At 75.4% G+C, this 23,822-nt stretch carries 24 protein-coding genes and 1 pseudogene; 10 read left to right on the forward strand and 15 right to left on the reverse strand.

From position 1 onward, the window contains the following. Window positions 1-81: 81 nt before the first annotated feature. The 5 genes from ACQUFX_RS18350 to ACQUFX_RS18370 all read right to left on the reverse strand — a co-directional run bounded on the left by ACQUFX_RS18350 (window position 82) and on the right by ACQUFX_RS18370 (window position 5,443). Window positions 82-1,110, reverse strand: coding sequence for an ADP-ribosylglycohydrolase family protein (locus tag ACQUFX_RS18350; RefSeq protein WP_428961568.1), 1,029 nt, complete (start codon window positions 1,108-1,110; stop codon window positions 82-84). 120 nt (window positions 1,111-1,230) lie between these two features. Further along, entirely contained in the window at window positions 1,231-1,605 is a 375-nt protein-coding gene (locus ACQUFX_RS18355) for a VOC family protein (RefSeq protein ID WP_428961569.1), read from the reverse strand. Between the two features lie 211 nt (window positions 1,606-1,816). Beyond that, entirely contained in the window at window positions 1,817-2,821 is a 1,005-nt protein-coding gene (locus tag ACQUFX_RS18360) for a methionine synthase (RefSeq protein WP_428961570.1), read from the reverse strand. Between the two features lie 156 nt (window positions 2,822-2,977). Beyond that, window positions 2,978-4,051, reverse strand: a complete 1,074-nt coding sequence (mnmA, locus tag ACQUFX_RS18365) for a tRNA 2-thiouridine(34) synthase MnmA (protein ID WP_428961571.1) — start codon at window positions 4,049-4,051, stop codon at window positions 2,978-2,980. 213 nt (window positions 4,052-4,264) lie between these two features. Continuing rightward, entirely contained in the window at window positions 4,265-5,443 is a 1,179-nt protein-coding gene (locus tag ACQUFX_RS18370; protein ID WP_428961572.1) for a cysteine desulfurase family protein, read from the reverse strand. Window positions 5,444-5,614: 171 nt separating this feature from the next. Between ACQUFX_RS18370 and ACQUFX_RS18375 the strand changes: the two genes are divergently transcribed. Together ACQUFX_RS18375 and ACQUFX_RS18380 are read left to right on the forward strand one after the other, a co-directional pair. After that, entirely contained in the window at window positions 5,615-6,229 is a 615-nt protein-coding gene (locus ACQUFX_RS18375) for an RNA polymerase sigma factor (RefSeq protein WP_428961573.1), read from the forward strand. After that, window positions 6,183-7,046: an anti-sigma factor gene (locus tag ACQUFX_RS18380; RefSeq protein WP_428961574.1), complete on the forward strand. Its 864-nt coding sequence runs from the start codon at window positions 6,183-6,185 to the stop codon at window positions 7,044-7,046. Before ACQUFX_RS18375 ends, ACQUFX_RS18380 begins: the two co-directional genes overlap by 47 nt. Before the next feature lie 108 nt (window positions 7,047-7,154). Here ACQUFX_RS18380 and ACQUFX_RS18385 read toward each other — a convergent pair whose 3' ends face one another. The 4 genes from ACQUFX_RS18385 to ACQUFX_RS18400 form a co-directional block, all read right to left on the reverse strand. Beyond that, entirely contained in the window at window positions 7,155-8,114 is a 960-nt protein-coding gene (locus ACQUFX_RS18385; RefSeq protein ID WP_428961575.1) for an electron transfer flavoprotein subunit alpha/FixB family protein, read from the reverse strand. Window positions 8,115-8,127: 13 nt separating this feature from the next. After that, window positions 8,128-8,907 (reverse strand): electron transfer flavoprotein subunit beta/FixA family protein, encoded by a 780-nt coding sequence (locus tag ACQUFX_RS18390; protein ID WP_428961576.1) that lies wholly within the window; start codon window positions 8,905-8,907, stop codon window positions 8,128-8,130. Between the two features lie 257 nt (window positions 8,908-9,164). Continuing rightward, a complete protein-coding gene (locus ACQUFX_RS18395; protein ID WP_428961577.1) occupies window positions 9,165-9,569 on the reverse strand; it encodes a hypothetical protein in 405 nt (134 codons plus the stop codon). 2 nt (window positions 9,570-9,571) lie between these two features. Continuing rightward, window positions 9,572-10,396, reverse strand: a complete 825-nt coding sequence (locus tag ACQUFX_RS18400) for a GNAT family N-acetyltransferase (RefSeq protein WP_428961578.1) — start codon at window positions 10,394-10,396, stop codon at window positions 9,572-9,574. Window positions 10,397-10,438: 42 nt separating this feature from the next. On the opposite strand from ACQUFX_RS18400, the gene ACQUFX_RS18405 reads away from it, so the two are divergent. From ACQUFX_RS18405 to ACQUFX_RS18420, 4 genes and pseudogenes are all read left to right on the forward strand, one after another. Further along, the gene (locus ACQUFX_RS18405) at window positions 10,439-10,831 is read left to right on the forward strand and encodes a YidH family protein (RefSeq protein ID WP_067373382.1); all 393 of its coding nucleotides are present in this window, start codon (window positions 10,439-10,441) and stop codon (window positions 10,829-10,831) included. Beyond that, the gene (locus ACQUFX_RS18410) at window positions 10,828-11,142 is read left to right on the forward strand and encodes a DUF202 domain-containing protein (RefSeq protein ID WP_428961579.1); all 315 of its coding nucleotides are present in this window, start codon (window positions 10,828-10,830) and stop codon (window positions 11,140-11,142) included. The genes ACQUFX_RS18405 and ACQUFX_RS18410 overlap by 4 nt, the downstream gene beginning before the upstream one ends. Window positions 11,143-11,172: 30 nt before the next feature. Continuing rightward, a pseudogene (locus tag ACQUFX_RS18415) lies at window positions 11,173-11,586 on the forward strand (PLD nuclease N-terminal domain-containing protein); the annotation flags it as partial. 278 nt (window positions 11,587-11,864) lie between these two features. Next, window positions 11,865-15,302 (forward strand): AfsR/SARP family transcriptional regulator, encoded by a 3,438-nt coding sequence (locus ACQUFX_RS18420; protein WP_428961580.1) that lies wholly within the window; start codon window positions 11,865-11,867, stop codon window positions 15,300-15,302. Here ACQUFX_RS18420 and ACQUFX_RS18425 read toward each other — a convergent pair. From ACQUFX_RS18425 to ACQUFX_RS18440, 4 genes are all read right to left on the reverse strand, one after another. Next, on the reverse strand, window positions 15,286-16,107 hold the full coding sequence (locus tag ACQUFX_RS18425; RefSeq protein ID WP_428961581.1) for an ABC transporter permease: 822 nt from the start codon (window positions 16,105-16,107) through the stop codon (window positions 15,286-15,288). The two genes, ACQUFX_RS18420 and ACQUFX_RS18425, sit on opposite strands and share 17 nt — an antisense overlap. After that, window positions 16,104-17,078 (reverse strand): ATP-binding cassette domain-containing protein, encoded by a 975-nt coding sequence (locus ACQUFX_RS18430; RefSeq protein WP_428961582.1) that lies wholly within the window; start codon window positions 17,076-17,078, stop codon window positions 16,104-16,106. Before ACQUFX_RS18430 ends, ACQUFX_RS18425 begins: the two co-directional genes overlap by 4 nt. 195 nt (window positions 17,079-17,273) lie before the next feature. Further along, window positions 17,274-18,896 carry an acetolactate synthase gene (locus ACQUFX_RS18435; protein ID WP_428961583.1) on the reverse strand — a complete coding sequence of 541 codons (1,623 nt, stop codon included), beginning with the start codon at window positions 18,894-18,896 and terminating at the stop codon, window positions 17,274-17,276. 110 nt (window positions 18,897-19,006) lie between these two features. Next, window positions 19,007-19,780: an enoyl-CoA hydratase/isomerase family protein gene (locus tag ACQUFX_RS18440; protein ID WP_428961584.1), complete on the reverse strand. Its 774-nt coding sequence runs from the start codon at window positions 19,778-19,780 to the stop codon at window positions 19,007-19,009. 109 nt (window positions 19,781-19,889) lie between these two features. Here ACQUFX_RS18440 and ACQUFX_RS18445 point away from each other — a divergent pair, with 109 nt between their 5' ends. From ACQUFX_RS18445 to ACQUFX_RS18455, 3 genes are all read left to right on the forward strand, one after another. Next, window positions 19,890-20,360: a DUF6232 family protein gene (locus tag ACQUFX_RS18445; RefSeq protein WP_428961585.1), complete on the forward strand. Its 471-nt coding sequence runs from the start codon at window positions 19,890-19,892 to the stop codon at window positions 20,358-20,360. Between the two features lie 66 nt (window positions 20,361-20,426). Then, window positions 20,427-20,909 (forward strand): DUF6232 family protein, encoded by a 483-nt coding sequence (locus ACQUFX_RS18450; protein WP_428961586.1) that lies wholly within the window; start codon window positions 20,427-20,429, stop codon window positions 20,907-20,909. A gap of 71 nt (window positions 20,910-20,980) precedes the next feature. Further along, entirely contained in the window at window positions 20,981-21,739 is a 759-nt protein-coding gene (locus ACQUFX_RS18455) for a hypothetical protein (RefSeq protein WP_428961587.1), read from the forward strand. A gap of 34 nt (window positions 21,740-21,773) precedes the next feature. Here the strand turns inward: ACQUFX_RS18455 and ACQUFX_RS18460 are convergent, their stop codons facing one another. Beyond that, window positions 21,774-22,229: a rhodanese-like domain-containing protein gene (locus ACQUFX_RS18460; protein WP_428961588.1), complete on the reverse strand. Its 456-nt coding sequence runs from the start codon at window positions 22,227-22,229 to the stop codon at window positions 21,774-21,776. Between the two features lie 71 nt (window positions 22,230-22,300). Here ACQUFX_RS18460 and ACQUFX_RS18465 point away from each other — a divergent pair, with 71 nt between their 5' ends. After that, entirely contained in the window at window positions 22,301-23,332 is a 1,032-nt protein-coding gene (locus tag ACQUFX_RS18465; RefSeq protein WP_428961589.1) for a helix-turn-helix domain-containing protein, read from the forward strand. Window positions 23,333-23,396: 64 nt separating this feature from the next. On the opposite strand, the gene ACQUFX_RS18470 is transcribed toward ACQUFX_RS18465, so the two are convergent. Next, window positions 23,397-23,804, reverse strand: coding sequence for a YccF domain-containing protein (locus ACQUFX_RS18470; RefSeq protein ID WP_428961590.1), 408 nt, complete (start codon window positions 23,802-23,804; stop codon window positions 23,397-23,399). Between the last annotated feature and the right edge of the window lie 18 nt (window positions 23,805-23,822).

A 23,822-nucleotide genomic window follows, 5' to 3' on the forward strand; every position in this document is an offset into this window, starting at 1 on the left:
GCCCCAAGTGCAAGATCGCCACACGCCTGCCCCCGAGCCCAGCCCCGACCACCCCCACGCCTGGGGGGCGGGAGTGGGTGGTTAGTCCCAGGGGGTGGCGAGGGCGGTGAGTTGGTCGGCGTACTCGATGCGGGTGGCCCAGGCGGCGGGCCAGGCGGACATGCCGGTGGCGGCACCGACGAAGGCGCCGGCCAGCGCGGCGATCGAGTCGGAGTCGCCGGCCGTGGTGGCGCCCCGGGCCAGCGCGGCCACCGGGTCGTCGGCGTGCCGGAGCGCACAGTACAGCGACGTGGCCAGGGCCTCCTCGGCCACCCAGCCCTCGCCGGTGTACCGGCACGGGTCACCGCCGTCGTCCGGCTGGGACAGGGCGCTGACCAGCCGGTGCAGGGCACGGCGGCACTCGTCCCAGCCCCGGGCGACGAACTCCTGCGGCGAGTCCACCCCGGGGCGCTGCCACAGGTCGCCGAGCCAGTCCCCGTGGTACGTCCGCTCCTGCCCGTGGGTCCGCTCGATCAGCAGGGCCGGCAGGTCCGCCGGGGCGGCCCCGTCGCGGAGCAGCCGGACGGCGTACGCGGTCAGCTCGCTGGCGGCGAGCCCGGTCGGGTGGCCGTGGGTCAGGCCGGCCTGCAACTGGGACAGCCCGGCGAGGGTGTCCAGGTCGACGTCGAGCAGGCCGACCGGGGTGACCCGCATGTTCGCCCCGCACCCCTTCGAGCCGGCCTGGGTGGCCTCCTGCCAGCGCACCCCCCGGGACAGTTCGGCGCAGGCGCGCAGGCAGGTCATGCCCGGCGCGCGGTTGTTCTCCGGGCTGACCGCCCAGTCCAGGAAACGCTGGCGCAGCAGCGGCTCGACGGCCTCCGGGGTCAGCGTCGGCGCCTCCCGCAGCGCCCACGCCACCGCCAGGGCCATCTGGGTGTCGTCGGTGACCAGCACCGGGTCGCCGACCAACTCGCGCGGGCCGGTCGGGCCGTACCGGCGGTGGATCTCGGCGACGGTCAGGAACTCGGTGGGTCGGCCCAGGGCGTCACCGTAGGCGAGACCGAACAGTGAGCCGGAGGCGCGCCGGAGCGAGGAGTCGATCACGGCGGTCATCATGCCCAGTCGCCGCAACCCTCGGGAACCCCCGGCCCCGGCGTACCCGAACGGTCACCGCCACGGACGGCCCGCAGCGGGCGGTGACCGGGTCGCCGGAGCGCCGGCCCGCGAGCCCGGCTGCCGCCCCGGCGACGGTCAGTCCCAGCAGAGGCAGAACGGGTGGCCGACCGGGTCGGCGTAGACCCGGAAACCCTCATCCTCCCCATCCCCCGGCAGCCGCCGGGCGCCCAGCGCCAGCACCGCCCGCTCCGCGGCCTCGATGTCGTCGACCGTGACGTCGAGGTGGAACTGCTGGGGACGCGCCGGGTCGGGCCAGTTCGGCGGTTGCAGGTCCGGGGCCCTCTGGAAGGCCACCCGGGGATGGTGCCCGCGCGGCCCACCGAGCACCACCCACTCGTTGTGCTCGGAGTCCTGCTCGGCCAGCGGCAGGCCGAGCAGCTCGGCGTAGAAGCCGGCGAGGGCCCGGGGGTCGGGGCAGTCGATCACGACTGAGCGCAACTGTCCGATCATGTGCCTCATCCTGCCCGCCGACAGCGACCGGAAACCCGGCATCCGGCCCGCGTGTTCGGGGCACCGGCCCGCCGCCCCGCCCGCCGGCTCACGCCCCAGGCCACTCACCACCCGAGCAGGCGCACGCCACGGGCCTAGGCCCGCGCCACAACCTCAGCCCACGCCACGACCCCAGCCCGCGCCACAACCCCGGCTCACGCCGGGAGTTGGCTCACTCGTCGGCCAGGCGGCGGCCGGCGTCGCGGCAGGCGGCGAGGACCGCCCGCACGTACCCGGTGGAGGCGTTTGCCAGGCCGCAGGCCGGGGTGACCACCACCTGCTCGGCCAGCCGGCGGCGGGGGAAGCCGAGCCGGTCCCAGAGCTGGCGTACCCGGTCGGCGACCTGGGCGGAGGTCGGCGGGCGACCGGCCGGCGGCGCGGCCGTGCCGACCGCGCCGGCGAGCAGCCCGAGCCCGGCGTCGATCGCCTCGCCGAGCGGGTCCAGGTCGGTGACCAGGGCGAGGTCGAGCGCGACCCCGACCGCGCCGGCCGCGCGGACCACTTCCAGGGGTACGTCGGGCGCGCAGCAGTGCAGCACGGTCGGTACCCCGGCCGCCTCGACCACGGTCCGCAGGGCGACGGCCGCGTCGGTCGCCTCGACCGGCCGGTACGCGCCCAGCCCGCTCTCGGTGGGTACCCGCCCGGCGAGGACCGCCGGCAGCGACGGCTCGTCGAGTTGCAGCAGCACCGAGGCCTGCGGCAGTCGGCGGCGGACCGCCTCGACGTGCCCGCGCAGCCCTTCGGCGAGGGAGCCGGTGAGGTCGCGGACCGCGCCCGGGTCGCGCAGCAGCCGGCCGCCGATCGGCAGCTCCACCGACGCGGCCAGGGTGTACGGCCCGCCGGCCTGGATCTTGACCGGCCCGGCGTACCCCTCGGCCTGCTCGGCGAGCTGGTCCAGGTCGCGTTCCATCAGGTCCCGGGCACGGCGCAGGTCCCGACCGGGGCGGGTGGCGATCCGCCAGCGGGCCGCGTACAGCTCGATCGGCAGCTCGACCAGCAGTCCGCCGGTACGGCCGACCAGGTCCGCGCCCGGTCCCCGGGCGGGCAACTCGGGCAGGTGCGGCAGCGCGGGCAGCTCGCCGAGGACGACGCGCTGCGCCTCGGCGATGTCGGTGCCGGGCAGCGAGCCGATTCCCGTCGCCGCGCCGGCCGGCCAGGGCCAGGGCTGATCAGTCACGGCCGAAGGGTATCCGGTGCGCCGGCCGGTGGTGGGACGGTGCCGCCCATCCGGGAGGCGGCGCCGCGACCATCCGGGGCGCGGTGCCGCCGACCCGTGGGGCGGTGCCGCCCACCCGAGGCGCGGTGCCGGCAACCTGCGGCGGGGTGGTGGTGGTCAGGCGGTGATGGTGGCGGAGCCGAGCACGACGTCCCCGGCCGGGTCCGGCCGGTACGCCACGATCGCCTGCCCGGCGGCCACGCCCCGCAGCGGGCGGCGCAGCTCGGCGTGCAGCCCGCCGTCGGTCAGCTCGACGGTCGCCGGCACCACGTCGCCGTGCGCCCGGAGCTGCACCTCGCACTCCACCGGCGCGGTCGGGCGCGTCCCGCCGGTCCAGACCGGACGCTGGGCGCGGACCGTGGACACCTCCAGCGCCTCGGCCGGGCCGACGGTGACGGTGTTGGTCTTCGGGGTGATGGAGAGCACGTACCGGGGGCGGCCGTCCGGGGCCGGCCGGTCCAGGTGCAGCCCCCGCCGCTGACCGACGGTGTACTGGTAGGCGCCGGTGTGGCTGCCGACCACCGTCCCGGTGAGCGCGTCGACCACCTGCCCCGGCGCCTCGCCGAGCCGGTTGGCGAGGAAGCCCCGGGTGTCACCGTCGGCGATGAAGCAGATGTCGTGCGAGTCGGGCTTGTCGGCCACCGCCAGCCCGCGCCGGGCCGCCTCCTCGCGGACCTGCGCCTTGGTCGAGTCGCCGAGCGGGAAGACCGACCGGTCGAGCTGCTCGCGGGTCAGCACCGCCAGCACGTACGACTGGTCCTTGGGCAGGTCGACGCTGCGGCGCAGCAGACCGTCCGCGCCGAGCCGGGCGTGGTGACCGGTGACCACCGCGTCGAAGCCCAGGGCCACCGCCCGGTCCAGCACCGCCGCGAACTTGATCTTCTCGTTGCAGCGCAGGCAGGGATTCGGGGTACGCCCGGCGGCGTACTCGGCGACGAAGTCGTCGACCACGTCGGCGTGGAACCGGTCGGCCATGTCCCACACGTAGAACGGGATCCCGAGCACGTCGGCGGCGCGGCGGGCGTCGCGGGAGTCCTCCAGGGTGCAGCAGCCGCGCGCCCCGGTGCGGTACGTCTGTGGATTGCGGGCCAGCGCCAGGTGCACCCCGGTCACGTCGTGCCCGGCCTCGACGGCCCGCGCCGCCGCCACCGCGGAGTCCACCCCGCCCGACATCGCCGCCAACACCCTCACGCCCCGCCCCCCTTCCCCTCAACCCTACCCACCCCCACCCCCCACCCCGCCTGGCTCCCCACCCCGCCTCCCCGCCCCACCCCCGCCCCGTCGATCATGGACTTGGCGGCAGTCATGGTGATCGAACTCGCCGTCAACCCCATGATCAACGCGCTGAGGTGGGGGGCAGCGCGGGAGCGGGGCAGCACGGGGGTGGGTGGGTGGGGTGGGGGGTTAGCGGGGGGTGGAGCGGAGGGCGGCGGCGCGGCGGGCGCGGTCGACGGCGGCGGGAAGGGCGGTGATGAGGGCGTCGACGTCGGCGGCGGTGCTGGTGTGCCCCAGGGAGAAGCGCAGCGAGGAGCGGGCCCGGTCGTCGTCGGCGCCCATCGCGAGCAGCACGTGCGAGGGCTGGGCCACCCCGGCCGAGCAGGCCGAACCGGTGGAGCAGGCGATGCCCTGGGCGTCCAGCAGCAGGAGCAGGGCGTCCCCCTCGCAGCCGGTGAAGGAGAAGTGCGCGTTGCCGGGCAGCCGGTCGACCGGGTCGCCGTTGAAGACCACCTCCGGCACCGCCCGACGGACCCGGGCGACCAGGTCGTCGCGGAGGGCGGCGACCCGGGCGGCGTACTCCTGCTGGGCCTTGACCGCCGTCTCCACCGCCACCGCGAAGGCCACGATGCCGGCGGCGTCCAGGGTGCCGGAGCGGACGTCGCGTTCCTGGCCGCCACCGTGCAGCAGCGGGATGGCGGTCACGTCCCGGGCCAGCAGCAGCGCGCCGACCCCCGTCGGGCCGCCCAGCTTGTGCCCGGTGACGGTCAGCGCGGCGACGCCGCTGGCGGCGAAGTCGACCGGTACCTGGCCGACCGCCTGGACCGCGTCGGTGTGGAACGGCACCCCGTGGCCGGCGGCGACGGCGGCCAGGTCGGCCACCGGCTGCACCGTGCCGACCTCGTTGTTGGCCCACATCGCGGTGACCAGGGTCACCCGGTCGGCGTGCTGGTCGAGTTCGGCGCCGAGCCGCTGCGGGCTGAGCCGCCCCTCGGCGTCGACCGGTAGCCAGCTCACCTCGGCGCCCTCGTGCCGGACCAGCCAGTCCACCGCGTCGAGCACGGCGTGGTGCTCGACCGCGCTGCACACCACCCGGTCCCGGCCGGCACCGGCGGCCCGCCGGGCCCAGAAGATGCCCTTGACCGCGAGGTTGTCACTCTCGGTCCCACCACCGGTGAAGATCACCTCGGAGGGGCGGGCGCCCAGGGCGGCGGCCACCCGCTCACGGGACTCCTCCACCCGGCGGCGGGCCCGGCGACCCGCAGCGTGCAGCGACGACGCGTTGCCGACCTCACGGGCCGTGGCGACGTACGCCTCCAGTGCCGCGTCGAGCATCGGAGTGGTCGCCGCGTGATCCAGGTATGCCATCGGGCACCAGCCTATCGAGGCGACGGCACCGCCCGCCCCGCGCGTCCACCCGATGACACCACGCGACGGGGGTGGGGCACCGGCGCGGCCCGGGGCGACGGCACCGGCCGGCGGGGACGGGGGCCGTGACGGCTACAGTCCGGGCATGCCCGAGGAAAGGCGAACCGCCCGGTGACGGCGGTACGGCAGGCAGCCGACCCACCCGACCCACCGCAGGACGACGACCTGGTCGAGCGGTTCCACGCGGGTGACGAGTCGGCCCTGCGGGAGGCGTACGACCGGTACGGCCGCGCCGTGTTCCACCTGGCCACCAGCGTGCTCGCCAACCGCAGTGACGCCGAGGACGTCACCCAGGCGACCTTCGTCGCCGCCTGGCTGGGCCGGGACACCTTCGACCCGGCGCGCGGCTCGCTGCTCGGCTGGCTGCTCGGCATCGGCCGACGCAAGGTGGTCGACCGGCTGCGCGCCTCGGCCCGGGAGAACCGGGTGGTGGAGAGCGTCCGGCAGCTTCCCGGGCCGGCGACCGCCGACCCGGATCCGGACACCGTGGTCGACCGGCTGGTGGTCGCCGACGAGCTGGCCCGGCTGCCGCAGGAACAGCGGCGGATGCTCGAACTCGCCTTCTACGAGGACCTGACACACCAGCAGATCGCCGCGGCGACCGGGGTGCCGCTGGGGACGGTCAAAAGTCACATCCGACGCGGCATGGCGAGCCTGAAGCGCAGATGGGAGGTGGACGGTGCAGCACCTGGACCACGACCGGCTGGTCTTCCTGGCGCTCGGTGAGAGCGTGGCGGACACCGGTGAGGCCGCCCATCTCGACACCTGCGCGCACTGTCGGGACGAGGTGGAGACCTTCCGGCACGTCGCCGGGCTGGGCCCCGCCACCCGGACCCTGCGGGACCTGCCCGACCCGCCGGAGCACATCTGGCAGGGCGTCGTCGCCGAGATCCGCGCGGTGGCGGAACCGCCGACCCAGGCTGAGACCCGGACCAAGGCCGAGACCCGGACCAAGGCCGAGACCCGGACCAAGGCCGAGACCCGGACCAAGGCCGGGGCCGGGGCCGGGGCCGGGACCCGGAACGGGGCCATGGCCGGGGCCGGGGTGGGCTCCCGGGTCGAGGCTCCGGCCCGGCCGGGGCGGGCGGCGGGGGGCCGGCGACGCTGGCCCCGCTGGGCGGTGACCACCGTGACCGCGGCGGCGGCGGCCGTCCTCGGCGTGCTCGGCACCCTCGCGGTGGTGGACACCGACCGGGGTACCCCCGCGCCGGAGCGGGTCGTGGCCAGCGCCCCGCTGGCCGCGTACGGCACGACGCCCCCGCAGGCCCGGGGCGAGGCCCGGGTCTTCGCCGACGGGCGGCTCCACCTGCACGTGACGGACCTGCCGGCGGTGCCGGGGTACTACGAGGTGTGGCTGATCAATCCGAACACCGGGGCGATGTTCTCCGTCGGGGTGCTCGGGGACAGCCCGGACGTGCTGCTGCCGTTGCCACCCCGGGCGGACGTGCGGGAGTACTCGATCGTCGACATCTCGGCCGAACAGTTCGACAACGAACCCGCCCACTCCGGCGACAGCCTGGTGCGGGGCACCCTGACGGGCTGACCGCCGGCCCGCCGGTCCCGCTCGCCGGGGCCGGCGGGCCGGGGGTACGCGTCGGGCCCGCCGGGGGTTCCCGGCGGGCCCGACGACGGCGTCACCCCTGTTCGCGGGTCACTTCCGCTTGCGGATCTCCTCGGTGATCTGCGGTACGACCTTGAACAGGTCACCCACCACGCCGAAGTCGGCCAGCTCGAAGATGGGCGCCTCGGCGTCCTTGTTCACCGCGACGATCGTCTTCGAGGTCTGCATGCCGGCCCGGTGCTGGATGGCACCGGAGATGCCGAGCGCGATGTAGAGCTGCGGGGAGACCGTCTTGCCGGTCTGGCCGATCTGGAACTGGTGCGGGTAGTACCCGGAGTCGACCGCCGCGCGGGACGCGCCGACCGCGCCGCCGAGCAGGTCGGCCACCTCCTCGACCAGCGCGAAGTTGTCCGCGTTGCCGACCCCGCGACCGCCGGCGACCACCACGGACGCCTCGGTCAGCTCGGGCCGGGAGCCCTTCTGCTCGGCGACCCGCTCGACCACCCGGGCCAGCTTGTCCGCGTCGGTGAGCGTCACGGTCAGCGGCTCGACGGCGGGCGTGGCCGGCGCCGGGCTCGGGGTGACCGAGTTGGGCCGGACGGTGACCAGCGGCAGGCCCCGGGTGACCTTGGACTTCACGATGGTGGAGCCGGCGAAGGCGACCTGGGTGGCGGTGCCGTCGGCGGCGAGCCCGACCACGTCGGTCAGGATGCCGTTGTCCAGCTTGACGGCCAGCCGGGCGGCGATCTCCTTGCCCTCCTGGGCGGAGGCGAGCAGCACGGCGGCCGGCTGCACCCGGCCGACCAGTTCGGCGAGGACGGTGGCCTTCGGGGCGACCAGGTAGCCGTCGATCTCCTCGCTCTCGGCGGCGTAGATCTTCTGGGCGCCGTACTCGCCGAGCGTGGCGCCCAGCGCCTCGGCGGCACCGGGCCCACCGAGCACCACGGCGCTGGGCGTACCCAGCTCGCGGGCGAGGGTGAGCATCTCCAGGGTGACCTTCTTGACGCCGAACTCACGGGTGGCTTCGACGACGACGAGAACCTCAGACATGTCCCGGACCCCCTCAGACGAACTTCTCGGTGGCGAGGAACTCGACGAGCTGCGTGCCGCCGGAGCCCTCGTCGTTGACCTTCTCGCCGCCGGAGCGCGGCGGGCGCTTGCTGTGCTCCAGCACCGTGCTGGTGGCGCCGTCGAGGCCGACCTCGGACGCGGCGACCCCCAGGTCGGCCAGGGCGAGCGTCCGCACCGGCTTCTTCTTGGCGGCCATGATGCCCTTGAAGGACGGGTACCGGGGCTCGTTGATGGTGTCCCAGACGGAGACCACGGCGGGCGTGGCGGCGGTGACCACCTCGTAGCCCTCCTCGGTCTGCCGCTCGACGGTCAGGGTGCCGCCGTCGACGGTGAGCTTGCGGGCGCCGGTGAGGGCGGCGACGCCGAGCCGCTCGGCGAGCATGTGCGGCAGGACCTGGACCCGGCCGTCGGTCGACTCGGCGCCGCAGAGCACCAGGTCTGCGTTGAGCTGCCCGAGGGCGGCCGCGAGGACCTTCGAGGTGGCCACGGCGCAGGACCCGTGCAGGGCGTCGTCGACGACGTGCACGGCGGCGTCCGGGCCCATGGAGAGCGCCTTGCGGATCGATTCGGTGGCCCGGTCCGGGCCCATGGTCAGGATGGTGACCTCGCCACCGTGCGCCTCCTTGATCTTCAGCGCCTCCTCGATGGCGTACTCGTCCATCTCGTTGATGACGTTGTTCGCCGAACCGCGGTCTACGGTGTTGTCGTCACTGCGCAGGTTGCGGTCCGCGCCCGAGTCGGGCACCTGCTTGACGAGTACGACGATGTTCATCGCGCTTCGACGACCCTCCTGTTTGGTGGTGCGAATTCTCGCCCGGTCATGCGATCTCTCGCCTGGTACGGCCGCAGCCTCGCGCGTTGTTGCCGACCGGTCAACCACGGGCTGCGGTGCAGTTACCCACTCCGGTTATGTTACCTGCCAGTAGCATCGAGCCCGGAGTGCGCCACAGTGACTCAGCTCACCGCACGGGTCGCGGTCGGTCACGCGCCCGGTCCGGAAGCCGTCAGGACGTCCGCGTCGGCGGGTCGTCAGTCGCCCGCGCCGAGGGCGTCCCGGATCCGCGCGATCACTGCGTCCTCGGCCGGCGAGACGCCCTTGTGCGCCCGCGCCACCTCGTCGGCCGCGGCCAGCACCACCGACCGGTACTCCCGCACGTCCGCCGGGGACTTGCGGCGCAGGATCTCGACCGCCTCGCCGAGCGCCGGGAGCACCATCGACTCGACCTCCAGGACGTTGTCGCGGGGCAGCTTCGGCAGCGGCCCGGTGGTCAGCGCCTCCTTGACCACCCCGCTCGCCCCCGACAGCACTCCGGAGGCGGCGAAGCTCTCCCGGACCAGGGCGAAGATGCCGGGGTCGGCGTTCGACACCAGGTACACCGCGCCGAAGGCCCCCGTCTTGAGGGTGAACCGCTCGTCGTCCGTCAACCGCTCCATGATCACGGAGTGTAGACGTAGGGCGTGGTCGTCGTGACCTGGACGAAGCCCAGCCGTCGCAGGATCGGCCGGCTGTCCGGCGAGGCGTCCACCTGCAACAGGGTCCGCCCCCGCTGCGCGGCCAGGCGGGCCCGGTAGCCGACCAGCGCCCGGTACACCCCCCGGCGGCGCCACCGCGGCAGGGTCGAGCCGCCCCAGAGGGTGGCGAAGCCGGTGTTCGCCACGTACCGCACCCAGCCCGCGCTGACCACCTCCGTACCCGCCTCGGCCACCACCACGGTGATCGACTGCGGGTCGGCGGCGATCTCCCCGGCCAGGCCGTCGACCAGGTGACTGCGGTCGTCGCCCCAGACCGTCGCCTCCATCGCCGCGATCCGCTCCAGGTCCGCGCGGCCGGTCACCTCACGCAGGCGTACCCCCTCGGGTGGGACCGGCAGCGTGGCGGCCAGCGGCGCGACCGGGCCGACCAGCACGCTCTCCTCGTCCTCGCCGACGAAGCCGGCGGCGCGCAGCCGGTCGGCCAGGTCCGCCGGCTCGTCGTGGGCGACGAGCTTCCACTCGACCGGCTCGCCCCGACGCCGGAAGAACTCCACCTGCCGGCCGATCAGCGCGTCCAGCTCCGCGCCGGTCAGGCCACCGAGGTCCCGGTACGTGAGGAAGCCCTGCGCGTCCCGCCCGGTGACCCGGACCAGCGGGCCGTCCCACTCGACGGTCACCCCGGCCGGCACCGGATCGGGGATGTCGGGCCGGAGCTGGGTGTCGTACGCGCTGCGCAACGTCGCCGGGTCGAGGGGGCCGGCACCGGGCGATACGTGATCATTGCTCACCCGGACAGGCTACGACGCGGACAAAGCGGATAATCACTGTTCGTGTGGCAGGCGATCCGACGCTGGTTCGACCCCTCCGACCTGCGGGCGGTGGGGCGTACCCCCGACTACCGCTTCTCGCTGGCCAACGAACGGACCTTCCTGGCCTGGCTGCGCACCGGCCTGGCGCTGGTCGGCGGCGGGCTCGCCGTCGCGCAGTTCCTGCCCCCGCTGCCGCTGCGGCACCTGCGCGAGACCATCGCCATCGTGCTGCTCCTGGTCGGCGGCGCGGTGGCGGTCCGGGCGGTGGACCACTGGGCCCGCACCGAACGGGCCATCCGGCAGGACGAGGAGTTGCCCGCCTCCCGGTTCCCCGCGGTGCTCGCCCTCGTCGTCGGCCTCGGTGCGCTGCTGCTGGTGGTGGCGGTGCTGGCCGGGGCGCTCGGCCAGCGGTGACCGGGACGCCCCCGGGGCGGGACCCGGGCCTGCAACCGGAGCGGACCCGGCTGGCCTGGCGTCGGACCGCGCTCGCGCTGACCGTGGTGGCCGTGCTGGCGCTCCGGTTGGCGCTGGCCGGGGAGCCGTTCGGCGCACTGGTCGGCCTCGCCGTGGTCGGCGTCTGGGCGGCGGCCCTGCGGGTCTGCTGGCGACGGGGCACCGGCAGCGGCCCGGCGCCCACCGGCGGCCCGGCGTTGGCGCAGGCCGCGCTGGCCGCCGTCGGGCTCGCCCTGGCCGGCCTGGCGCTGGTGCTGCACGAGCTGTGGTGACGTACCGCGACGGTGCGTCATGATTGGCCCATGGTCCGGCTGTTGATCCTCCTCGTCTTCGTCCAGGTCGTCGCCGCCGCCCTCGCGTTGATCAGCTGCCTGTCGGCGGAGAAGGGCACGGTGCGGGCCCTGCCCCGGGCCGCCTGGGTGGCGGTCATCCTGCTCGTTCCGCTGGTCGGCTGGCTCGCCTGGTTCTTCGCCGGCCGACCGCTGCCGGCCGGGCGGACGACCGGCTGGCCCGGTGGCACGTCGTTCCGCGCCCCGGCCCCGGCCGCGCCGGACGACGACCCCGAGTTCCTGCGGACCATCGCCGAACGGTCCAGGTCCCCGGAGCACGACCTCTTCCGCCGTTGGGAGGAGGACCTGCGCGACGACGCCGGCCGGGGACGCGAGCGCGACCCCCGACCGGGCACCCCGGCCGGGGAGTCCGGGAGGCCCGGGGTGCCCCGGGGGCCCCTCCGGGACGGCGAGCCGACCGCCGGGGACGACCCGGCCGGCGGCGACGCGCGGGACCGGGAGGGCCTGCACAGCCGCGACGGCGAGCCCCCGCTCGGGGAGGAGCGCCCCGAGTCCCGGTGACGCCGGACACCCCCCGACCGGGCACCCTCGGACCTGCGCACGGTTCCGGCACCGCCGGCCCTGCGCACCGAAGCGGCACCGTCGGCGCGGGGCACGGACCGGGCATCACCAGTGCTCCGCACGGACCGGGCACAATCGGTGCCGTGCAGATCTGCGTGCTCGGGCCGCTGGAGGTCCGGGTCGCCGGGGTACCGGTCGAGGTCGGCGGCGCCCGGCTGCGCCGGCTGCTGGTCCTGCTCGCCCTGGAGCCCGGCCGCCCGGTCCCGGTCCCCCGGCTGGTCGACGGGGTGTGGGGGGACGATCCGCCCACCGGCGCGGTGAACGCCCTCCAGGCCCTGGTCTCCCGGCTGCGCCGGGCCGTGCCGGGGCTCCCCGTCGAGGCCCGGCCCGGCGGGTACCGGCTGGCGCTGGGGCGGGACGCGGTCGACCTGCACCGCTTCGAGACGGCCGTCGCCGCCGGCCGGGCCCTGCTGCGCACCGACCCGGACGAGGCGTACCGGCGGTTGACCGAGGCGCTCGACCAGTGGCGGGGGCCGGCCCTGGCCGACGTCGCCGACACCGACGTCGCGCGGGCGCCGGTGGCCCGTCTCCAGGAACTCCGGCTCACCGCCACCGAGGAGGCCGTCGAGGTTCGGCTGGCCCGGGGCGAGACGGACGAACTCCTGCCCCGGCTGCGGGAACTCGTCGCCGAGCACCCGCTGCGGGAACGGCTCACCGGGCAGGTGATCCGCGCCCTGCACCGCAGCGGCCGGGTCCCGGAGGCCCTCGCCGAGTACGACCGGTTGCGCACCCGCCTGGCCGAACAGTTGGGCACCGATCCCAGCCCCGAGGTGGCCGCCCTGCACCTGGCGCTGCTACGCGGCGACCCGCCACCGACCGCCACCGCGCTGGGACCGGCCGGTCCGCCGCCGCCCGCGCTGAGACCGGCAACCGGACCGACGGCCACGCCGGTACCGGCCGAACCAGTGGCCACGCCGGCACCGGCGGGAACACCGAACACGCCGGTGCCCGCCCCGCCGGGGACAGCCGCGCCGGTGGCGGACGGTGGGGGTCGCCGGGGGAACCTGCCCGCCGGGCTGACCAGTTTCGTCGGGCGGCAGGAGACTCTCGACGCGGTCGCCGGCCTGCTCGGCCGGGCCCGGCTGGTCACCCTCACCGGGCCCGGTGGCGCCGGCAAGACCCGGCTCGCGGTGGAGGCCGGCCGACGCGGCGGGGACCGGTTCGCCGACGGCGTCTGTCTGGTCGAACTGGCCCCGGTCACCGACCCGGCCGAGGTGGCGCCGACCGTGCTGGCCGCCCTCGGGCTGCGGGAGACGACGCTGTTCGCCCCGCGCGCCGCGTTCGCCACCGGTGAGGTCACCGACCCGACCGAACGGCTGACCGACGCGCTGGCGACCCGCGCCGTCCTGCTGGTGCTGGACAACTGCGAACACCTGCTCGACGCCGCCGCCGCGCTGGTCGACCGGCTGCTCGCCGCCTGCCCCCGGCTGCGGGTCCTGGCCACCAGCCGCGAACCGCTGGCGATCACCGGGGAGACGGTCCGGCCGGTCGGCCCGCTCGACCTGCCGCCGCCGGGGGTGGACCCGGCGCGGGCCCTCGACTACCCGGCCGTCCGGCTGCTCGTGGACCGGGCCACGGCGGCCCGGCCCGACTTCGTGGTGGACGCGCAGACCGTGGACGCGGTGGTCCACATCTGCCGGGCGCTGGACGGCATGCCGCTCGCCATCGAGCTGGCCGCCGCCCGGCTCCGGTCGATGACCGTCGGCCAGGTCGCGGCCCGGTTGGCCGACCGGTTCCGGCTCTTCACCGCGGGCAGCCGGACCGCGTTACCCCGGCACCAGACGCTGCGGGCGGTGGTGGACTGGAGCTGGGACCTGCTCGACCCGGCCGAGCGGGCGCTCTGGCGACGGATGGCGGTCTTCGTCGGTGGCGCCACGCTGGGCTCGCTGGAACGGGTCTGCGCGGGTGGCGACCTGGACCCCGCCGACGTCCTCGACCGGCTCGCCGCCCTGGTCGAGAAGTCACTCGTGGTCACCGTGCTCGACCCCGCGCCGCCCACGGGCGGGACCGAGCCGGCGGGTCGGGCGACGACCGGCGGCGCGGTGGACGCGGGTGTCGAGGGCGAGGCGGAGCCCCGGTACCGGATGCTGGAGACCATCCGCGAGTACGGCCTGGCCCGGCTCGCCGAGGCCGGTGAGGCGGAGTCGCTGCGGCGGCGGCACGCCGCCGAGTTCCTGGCCCTCGTCGAGCGGGCCGACGCCCACCTGCGCGGCCGGGACCAGCTGCCCTGGCTGCACCGGCTCCGGACCGAACACGACAACGTGCACACCGCGCTGCGCCGGACGATCACCGCCGGGGAGACCGGTACGGCCGTGCGCTTCGTCGCCGGGCTGGGCTGGTACTGGTGGCTGCGCGGGCACCGGGCCGAGGGCGCCGACCTGGCCGAGGAGGTGCTGACCCGGGCCGAACGGGAGCGGCTCCCGCCCACCACCGCCACCATCGTGGCGTACGCGACCGGCGCGTCGAACCTGCTCAGCGCCCGGGCCGACCTGGACCAGAGCCAACGGTGGTTGCACCGGGGCGCCGAGTTGAGCGTCGGGCTGGACAGCACCGCCCCGATGTTCCGGCTGACCCCGCCGATGGCGGTGGCCGCCGAGCCGGGCCGGGAGGCCGCCGGTAGGGCCGGGCTGGCCGGTTTCTTCGCCGACGCCGACCCGTGGGTGGCCGGGGTGGCCCGGTTGATGCACGCGCACCTGTGTCTCAACCAGGGCGACCCGACCACGGAGGCGGTGGACGGGTTCCAGGCCGCCCTGGAGCTGTTCGAGTCGGTCGGCGACCGGTGGGGCACCTCGGCCGCCCGGTTCTCGCTGGCCGAGCTGTGGGCCCGCGCGGGTGACCACGCCGGGGCGGTGGCCACCGTCCGGTGGGCCATGGCGCAGGCCCGGGAACTCGGGGCGATCGAGGACCTGCCGGGCATGCGGGCCCGGATCGCCCACCAGCACTGGCTGCTCGGCGACCGGGAGACCGCGCTGGCGGTGCTGGACGAGGCCCGGCAGGAGGCGGAACGGCTCGGCGTCAACGAGAGCTGGGCGGCGGTCGCCGTCACCTACGGGGAGGTGCTGCGGGACCGGGCCGACTGGGCCGCCGCCCGGGACTGGCTGGAACGCGCCCGGGACCTGCTGACCGGCCGCCAGATGGTGCCGCAGTGGGTGGCCCTGCTGGCGACCGGGCTGGCCCACACGGCGGTCGGGTCGGGCGACCCGGCCGAGGCCCGTACCCACCTGGCGGAGGGACTGGCGTTGGCCGTCGACGCCGGGGACGCCACGGTCACGGCGATCGTCGTGGTGGGCTACGCCGACCTGGCGCTGCGCGCGGGTTCGGCCGCCGGGGCGGCGTACCTGCTCGGGGCGGCGGTCGGCGTCCGGGGCGGGGTGGACCGGTCGGCGCTGGACGAGCTGCGGGTGACCCGGGCCGCGCGGGACGCGCTCGGCGAGGTGGCCTTCGCCGAGGCGTACGCGCGCGGCCGGGACGTCCGCGTGGAGACCGCCCGGGAGGCGGTCCGGGTCACACTCGACGCCTGAGCCCCCGTACCGCCAGGGGGGCGAAGACGATCGCGATGGCGGCGGCCCAGATCAGCGTGGTGACCACGGGGCGGGCCACCGGGCCGGCGACCAGCAGCCCCCGCAGCGCGTCGGCGAGGACGGTGACCGGGTTGACCTCCACCCACGCCTGCAACCAGCCCGGCATGGTCTCGGTGGGCACGAAGGCGTTGCTGGTGAAGGTCAGCGGGAAGATCACCGTGAAGCCGAAGATCATTACCTTGTCCGGCTCGCTGACCAGCACCCCGACCAGCACCGAGATCCACGACGCGGCCAGCGAGAAGACCAGCAGCAGCGCGAACGCGCCGAGCAGGCCGAGCAGGCCGTTGCCGAGCCGGAAGCCCAGGATCATGCCGACGCCGATCAGCAGCGCCACCGACCAGGCCTGCTTGGCCGTGTCGGCGATGATCCGCCCGGCCAGCGGCGCCCAGCGGGCGATCGGCAACGCGCGCAGCCGGTCGAAGACCCCCTTGGTCAGGTCGTGGTTGAGCCCGAACCCGGTGGACATGGTGGCGAAGAAGGAGTTCTGCACGATGATGCCGGGCAGCGCGAAGAGCAGGTACTCCCCGGGCGAGCCGGCGATCGCCCCGCCGAAGACGTAGGTGAAGAGCAGCACGAACATCACCGGCTGGATGCTCAGGTCGAGCAGTTCCATCGGGTTGTGCTTGATCTGGACCAGGCTGCGCCAGGCCAGCGTCATGGTGTGCCGCAGCCCGGCGACGGGGCCCGGCCGGCGGACGGGCGCCAGCGGGCCGGCGGTGGGGGTGGTGGCGGTGGCGGCGGTCATGCCACGGCTCCTTCCAGGTCGGTGTCGGCCGGGGCGTCCTGCTCGGCGCGGTGCCCGGTCAGGGAGAGGAAGACCTCGTCGAGGCTGGAGCCGCGCAGGGACAGCTCGGCGACCGCGATCCCGGCCTCGTCCAGGCGGCGTACCACGGCGGGGAGCACCCCGGGGTCGTTCACCGGCACCCGGACGGTCTGCTGGGTGACCTCGGGGGTGGCGCCGGCGGCCGCCCCCGCGACGGCCACGACGGTCGGCACGTCGGCCGGGTCGGCCGGCCGGACGGCGAGGCTCTGCCCGCCCGTCTTGGCCTTCAGCTCCTCGGGGGTGCCCTGGGCGATGACCCGACCGTGGTCGACCACGGCGATCTCGCTGGCCAGTTGGTCGGCCTCCTCCAGGTACTGGGTGGTGAGCAGGACGGTGACGCCGTCGGCGACCAGCGTCCGGACGATGTCCCACAGCTCGGTGCGGCTGCGCGGGTCGAGGCCGGTGGTGGGCTCGTCGAGGAAGAGCACCTGCGGCCGGCCGACCAGGCTGGCGGCCAGGTCGAGGCGGCGGCGCATCCCCCCGGAGTAGGTCTTGGCGGCCCGCTCCCCCGCGTCGGTGAGGTGGAAGTCGGCCAGCAACTGCCGGGCGCGGGCCTTCGCCTCGGCCCGGCCCATGCCGAGCAGCCGGCCGATGAGCAGCAGGTTCTCGCTGCCGGTCAGGGCCTCGTCGACCGAGGCGTACTGCCCGGTCAGGCCGATGATCTGGCGTACCCGGTGGGCGTCGCGCCGCACGTCGAAGCCGCCCACGGTGGCGTGCCCCTCGTCGGCGCTCAGCAGGGTGGCGAGCACCCGCACCGAGGTGGTCTTGCCCGCGCCGTTCGGGCCGAGCAGCCCGAAGACGGTCCCGGTCGGGACCGCGAGATCGACACCGGCGAGGGCGGTGGTGGCGCCGAACCGGCGCACCAGCCCCTCTGCCCGGATTGCGTAGTTCATCAGGTCTCCCGTCGTTCGATCGACCGTCACACCCTGCCCGGTGGGTGTGACAACCCGCCGACCCGTCGCTGACAGTACGGCGACCGGGGCTGACATTCCGCTTATCGTGGCTGCTCAGGGCCGGTCCTCAACCGGTGCCACCACGCCGACCGCCGCCGTCCCTCGCGGGGGCGGCGGCGGTCGGCGGCGGGTCGGTCAGGCCAGGTTCGACGAGCGGGGGTACGCGTCGGTCGGGTCGGTGAGCACGTTGACCAGGTACGGCACCCCGGCGGCGAAGGCCCGCTCCAGCGCCGGCCCCAGGTCGGCCGCCTTGGCGACCGTCTCGCCGGCCCCGCCCAGCGCCTCGACCACCCGGTCGTAGCGGAGTTCGGGTTGCAGGTCGGCGGCGACGTCGTAGCCGTACATGGCGCGCATCGGGTGCTTCTCCAGCCCCCAGATGCCGTTGTTGCCCACCACGATCACCGCCGGCAGGTTCTGCCGGACCAGCGACTCCACGTCCATCAGCGAGAAGCCGGCCGCGCCGTCGCCCATCAGCACGCAGACCTGCCGGTCCGGGTGGCTGACCCGGGCCCCCATCGCGTACCCCAGGCCGGTGCCGAGGCAGCCGTACGGGCCGGGGTCGAGCCAGGTGCCCGGCTGCGCCGGCTCCAGGTACTTGCCGGCGTACGAGACGAAGTCCCCGCCGTCGCCGATGGTGATCGCGTCGGCGGCGAGGACCTTGCGCAGTTCGCCGTACACCCGGGCGGGCCGGATCGGGTCGGTGTCGGCGGCCATCGCCTCGGCGTCGCGGGCCTTCGCGGCGTCCTCGGCGGCGCGCAGGTGGGCGATCCAGTCGGCGTGGTCGGCCCGGTCCCCGGCGTGGTCGGCGAAGGCGGTCAGCACGAGCCGCAGGTCCCCGGCGGGGCTGGCGGCCGGCTGCACGTGCTGGGCGCGCTGGCCGGGGGCGTCGACCACGTGCACCACCTGGGCGTCGCCGAAGTCGCCGAAGCCGAGCCGGAAGTCCAGCGGGGTGCCGACCACGACCACCACGTCGGCGCCGCCGAGGGCGACCCGGCGGGCCTTGGCGAAGGCGAGCGGGTGCGCCGGCGGCAGCGCGCCCCGGCCCATCCCGTTGGTGAAGACCGGCACCTGCAACGCCTCGGCGGCGGCGCGCAGCGCCTCGACCGCGTCGCCGCCCCAGACGTCGGAGCCGGCCACGATGACCGGGCGGCTGGCCCCGGCGATCAGCCGGGCCGCCCGGGCGACCTCGTCCGGGTCCGCCTCGACCGGCGCGACCGGGGCGGCCTCGGGGGCGTCGGCGTCGCCCACCGAGAAGACGACCTCCAGCGGGAGGTCGAGGAAGACCGGGCCCCGGTGCGGGGTGAGCGCGGTGGTCAGCGCGGCGGAGACCGCCCGGGGGATGTCGTCGGTGCCGAAGACCGTCTCGGCGTGCTTGGTGACCGGGGCGACCAGCGGCAGGTGGTCCATCTCCTGGAGGCTGCCGGAGCCCCAGCGGAACGCCGGGGCCCGGCCGCCCAGCACCAGCACCGGCGAGGCGTTGAAGTACGCGCTGGTCAGCCCGGAGATGCCGTTGGTCACACCGGGGCCGGCGGTGAGCACGGCCAGCCCGGGGCGGCGCTGGAGCTTGGCCACCGCCTCGGCGGCGAAGACCGCGGACTGCTCGTGCCGGACGTCGTAGATCGGGAAACCGCTCCTGTACGCGGCGTCGTAGAGCGGGAAGACGTGCCCGCCGGAGAGGGTGAACATCTCGCCGACGCCGTACGCGCGCAGCGCCGCGAGCGCCAACTCCCCGCCGTGACCTTCGATCCGCTCCGCCATCGCCACTCCCACCTCGTCGGCTCGCCGTCGGTTGACCGGAGTCACACGTTACTGGCCGGTAAGAGGAATGTGAACCACTCTCGGAACGACTCCGGTCGACGCCGCCCGGGTCAGCGGCCGGTGAAGTCCGGGCGGCGCTTCTCGACGAACGCCGCCATGCCCTCGCGCCGGTCGTCGGTGGCGAACAGCCCCGCGAAGAGCTGGCTCTCCCAGGCCAGGCCGGAGTTCAGGTCCATCTCCAGCCCGCCGTCGACGGCCAGCTTCGCCGCCCGCAGGGCCTGCGTCGGCCCGGTGAGGTACGGCGTCACGAGCTCGACCGCGGCCGAGTACACCTCGGCGGCCGGGACGACCCGGTCGGCCAGGCCGATCCGCAGCGCCTCCTGGGCGTCCACCATCCGGCCGGACATGATGAGATCCTTCGCGCGGGCCGGGCCGACCAGGCGGGCCAGCCGCTGGGTGCCGCCGGCACCGGGGATGACGCCCAGCTTGATCTCCGGCTGGCCGAGCTTGGCGTCCTCGGCCACCACCCGCCAGTCGCAGGCCAACGCCAGCTCGCAGCCGCCGCCGAGGGCGTACCCGGTGATCGCGGCGACCACCGGCTTGGGGATGCGGGCGAACGCGCCGAGGGCGCTGGACAGCTCCGCCGCCCGCTCGGCCATGTCCACGTAGGACATGTCGGCCATCTCCTTGATGTCCGCGCCGGCCGCGAAGACCTTCTCCCCGCCGTACACGATGACGGCGCGGACCTGCGGGTCGGCGGCGGCGGCCGTGGCCGCGGCGCGCAACTCCTCCTGGACCTGGGTATTGAGGGCGTTCATCGGCGGCCGGTCCAACCGGATGGTGCCGATGCCGTCCCCGCTCTCCAGCCGCACGAACTCGCCCACGCCGGTCCTCACTTCCTCGTCGAAGTCGCGTGCCAACCTTACGGCCCGGATCGTTGGGGCACGTAGCCTGGATTCAGCCCCGGTCCGATCCTGCCCGCGGAGCCGCCCGATGACCACCTACTACGACGACCGCACCGTCCGGGTCACCACGACGGCGATCCGGGTGCACGGACGCACCTTTCCGCTCGCCGAGATCACCGCCGTGTGGCACCGGCGGGACAGCCGGTCCTGGCGGGTGCTCGTCGGCCGGGGCGCGATCGGCGCCGCGCTGGCCGCCCCCGTCGTCGCGGCGCTGCTCGGCATCGCGCTCGGGCTCTGGCTGGACGCCTCCCTGACCGTCACCGTCGCCATCGTCGGGGCCGCCATCCTGGTCGGGCTCGGCGTCGGCCCGCTCGCCGACGTCCTCTTCGAACACCTGGACCGCTCGTACGCCCGGGGCAGCCGACCCCGGGAACTCTGGGTCCGGTGGCGGGGCACCCCGGTCCGGCTGCTGCGCACCGGTGACGCGCTGCGCTTCGGCCAGATCTACCGGGCGGTGCAGCGCGCGGTGGAACACACCACGACGACCCGGTACCGCTGACCCGGCACCGCTCGCGTGGTGACGCAGCGGGGCGGCGGGGTGACGGAAAAGCGGTTAGGCTTAGTGATGGCGCTCTATTACCGGGACGACACGGTGCAGGTGACCTCCGAGTCGATCCGCTCAGGTGGCGTGGCCATTCCGATCGACGAGGTGACCTACGTCTGGCACGACCGGGGGCGCAAGACCCTCGCCGTCCGGGGCCGGGTGATCGGCCGGGGCGTGCTGGTGCTGCTGCTCTCCCTGCCGCCACTGGTGGCCCTGATCTGTGTGGTCTCCCTGCTCTGGTCGGCGGCGGACCGGGGCAACTGGACGACGGCGCTGATCGTGCTGGCCGCCTTCGCGGTCGGCGCGCTGGCCCTGGCGCCGTTCCTGGAGCTGCCGCTGACCTGGCTGGACCGCTCGTACGAGCGCGGGAACCAGGTGCACGAGCTGTGGGTGCAGCACCGGGGTCACGAGGTGCTGCTGCTGCGCACCCCCGACGCCCTCCGGTTCGGCCAGATCTACCGCGCCGTGCAGCGCGCCATCGAGCAGCGGGGCGAGCACGGCTGACCGGGCCGGGCCGGCAGCCGCTGGCAGGCCGGGCCGGCAGCCGCTGGCGGGCTCGACGCACACTGGAACGCATGGCGATCCCCCTTCCCCGGCCTGCTGCGATGGTCGGCCTCACCCGGTCCGCTCTCGATCAGGCGCTCGGCTCGGCCGCGTCCCTCGCCGCCGTGCCGGCCCGCGCGTTCGCGGTGCTCGACGGCGTGGACGCGCTGCTGACCCGGATCAACGGGGTGGTGGACCGGATCGAGGAGACGCTGGACCGCACCGACCGGGTGCTGACCGAGGCCGAGGGCGCGGTCCGCGAGGTCGCGGTGATCAGCGCGGCGGCGACCACCGCGATCGAGAACGCCACCGAGGTCGCCACGGTCGCCGCCCGGGTGGTCGGCGAGGCGGAGCGGGTCTCGACCGCCGCCGCCGCGCTGGTGGCGCAGGCCGAGCGGGTGGCGTCGGCCGCCGGCACGGTCGTCGCCGATGCCGACACGGTCGCCGGCCGCGCGGCCGGCACGCTCGCCACCGCGCAGGACGCGGCGACCACCGCCGCCGACCTGCTCGCGGCGTACGAGCCGGCGCTGCGCCGGGCCGCCCCGATGGCGAACCGGTTCATCGAGCAGCTCAGCCACGAGGAGGTGACCGCCGCGATCCGCCTCGTCGACGAGTTGCCCAAGCTCAAGGAGCACGTCAGCGCCGACATCCTGCCGATCCTGGCCACCCTGGACCGGGTCGGCCCGGACCTGCACGACCTGCTGGAGGTGACCCGCGACCTCAAGCTCGCCGTGGCCGGCATCCCCGGTCTGGGCATGCTGCGGCGGCGCGGCGAACGTCTCACCGACTGACCCGTCCGGGCCACCAGCCCTGCCGAGCGGCCGGTCAGCAGGCGCAGGCGGTGTCCGGGGGTGCGGTCAGGTCGTCCACCGGACGCCGGTGCACACCCTGCGGGGTACGGACCGGCAGGCCCTCGCGGGCCCAGTACTCGAACCCGCCGATCATCTCCTTGACCGGGTACCCGAGGCGGGCGAAGGCGAGGGCGGCCCGGGTCGCGCCGTTGCAGCCGGGCCCCCAGCAGTAGGTGACCACCAGCGAACCGGCCGGGACGACCTCGGCCGCCCGGGCCACGATCTCGTCGGTGGGCAGGTGCACCGCGCCGGGCAGGTGACCCTGCCGCCAGGCGGCGGCGGAGCGGGAGTCGACCACCACCAGACCGGGCGTACCGGCCGCCAGGTCGGCGTGGACGTCGGCGACGTCGGTCTCGGCGCTGAGCCGGGCGAGGAAGTGCGCGGCGGCGGTCGCGGGGGACAACGGCTGGACGGCGAAGCTACGGGACATACCGACGATCCTGCGGCCTGGCCGACCGGCGCGGCAGTGGCGCGAACGACGTCGTCCGCTAACATCCCGCCATGCCCTGCGCCCCCGCCGGCCCCGCCACCCCCACCGGCCCGGCGGGCGGCCCCCGCGACCGCACGGTCGCGGTGCTCGCGTACCCGGGGATGTCGGTCTTCGAGACCGGAATCGTCACCGAGGTCTTCGGGCTCCCCCGGCCCGAGTTGGACGTCGCCTGGTACGACCTGCGCGTCTGCGCCGAACGTCCGGTGGTACCGGTGCTCGGCGGGGCCACCCTGCACACCCCGTACGGCCTGACCGAGCTGGCCGAGGCGGGGACGGTGATCGTGCCCGGGGTGCCGGACGTGACCGTCGGCCCCTCCCCCGAACTGGTCGGCGCGCTGCGCCGGGCCCACCGCCGGGGCGCCCGGCTGCTGTCCATCTGCTCCGGCGCGTTCGCGCTGGCCGGCGCGGGGCTGCTGGACGGCCGGCGGGCCACCACCCACTGGCGGTACGCGGACCTGCTGGCCCGCCGCCACCCGAGGGTCGACGTCGACCCCGACGTGCTCTACGTCGACGGCGGCGACGTGCTGACCAGCGCCGGCAGCGCCGCCGGGCTGGACCTCTGCCTGCACGTGGTCCGCCGGGACCACGGCACCGCGATCGCCAACGCGGTTGCCCGGCGGCTGGTGATCCCGCCGCACCGCGACGGCGGGCAGGCGCAGTTCGTCCAGGCGCCGGTCCCCGCCGACCCCGACGACGACCGGATCGCCGGCAGCCTGGCCTGGGCCCTGGCCCACCTCGCCGAGCCGCTGACCGTGCAGCGGCTGGCCCGGCAGGCCGCGATGTCGCCGCGGACCTACCTGCGGCACTTCGCGCGGGCCACCGGGACCAGCCCGATCCGCTGGCTGGTCGGCCAGCGGATCCGGGCCAGTCTCGCGCTGCTGGAGTCGACCGAGCTGCCGGTCGAGCGGATCGCCGCCACGGTGGGCTTCGACACCCCGGTCACCTACCGCCACCACTTCACCCGGGCGATGCGGACCTCACCGTCGGCGTACCGGCGGGCCTTCCGCAGCGGCGGCCCACCGGCCGCGGCCGGTCCAGGCTGACCGGCGGGCCGGCGGGCCGCGCCGAGCGGTGGGCCGGCGGGCCGCGCCGAGCGGTGGTGGGCGGTCAGGCGTGGGCGACGCCCGGCCGACGCAGGTCGTCGATCTCGACCACCTCGCGGCCCAGCGGCCAGAACGCGGCGGGCACCAGCTTGAAGTTGGCGATGCCGAACGGGATGCCGATGATGGTGAGGCAGAGGCTCACCCCGGCGACGATGTGGCTCAGCGCCAGCCACCAGCCGGCCAGCACCACCCAGAGCACGTTACCCAGCCCCGAGCCGACCCCGACCCCCGGCTTCGGCACCAGCGTCCGGCCGAACGGCCAGAGCGAGTAGACGGCCAGCCGCAACGACGCCACGCCGAACGGGATCGTCACCACCAGCACGAAACAGATCAGGGCGGCGACGCCGTAGCCGATGGCCAGCACCAGACCGCCACCGAAGATCAACCAGAGCACGTTGAGCAGGAGCCTCATGTCTCCATCGTGCCTGGC

It is taken from the genome of Micromonospora fluostatini (assembly GCF_050410825.1).
GTDB classification, from domain to species: domain Bacteria; phylum Actinomycetota; class Actinomycetes; order Mycobacteriales; family Micromonosporaceae; genus Micromonospora; species Micromonospora rosaria.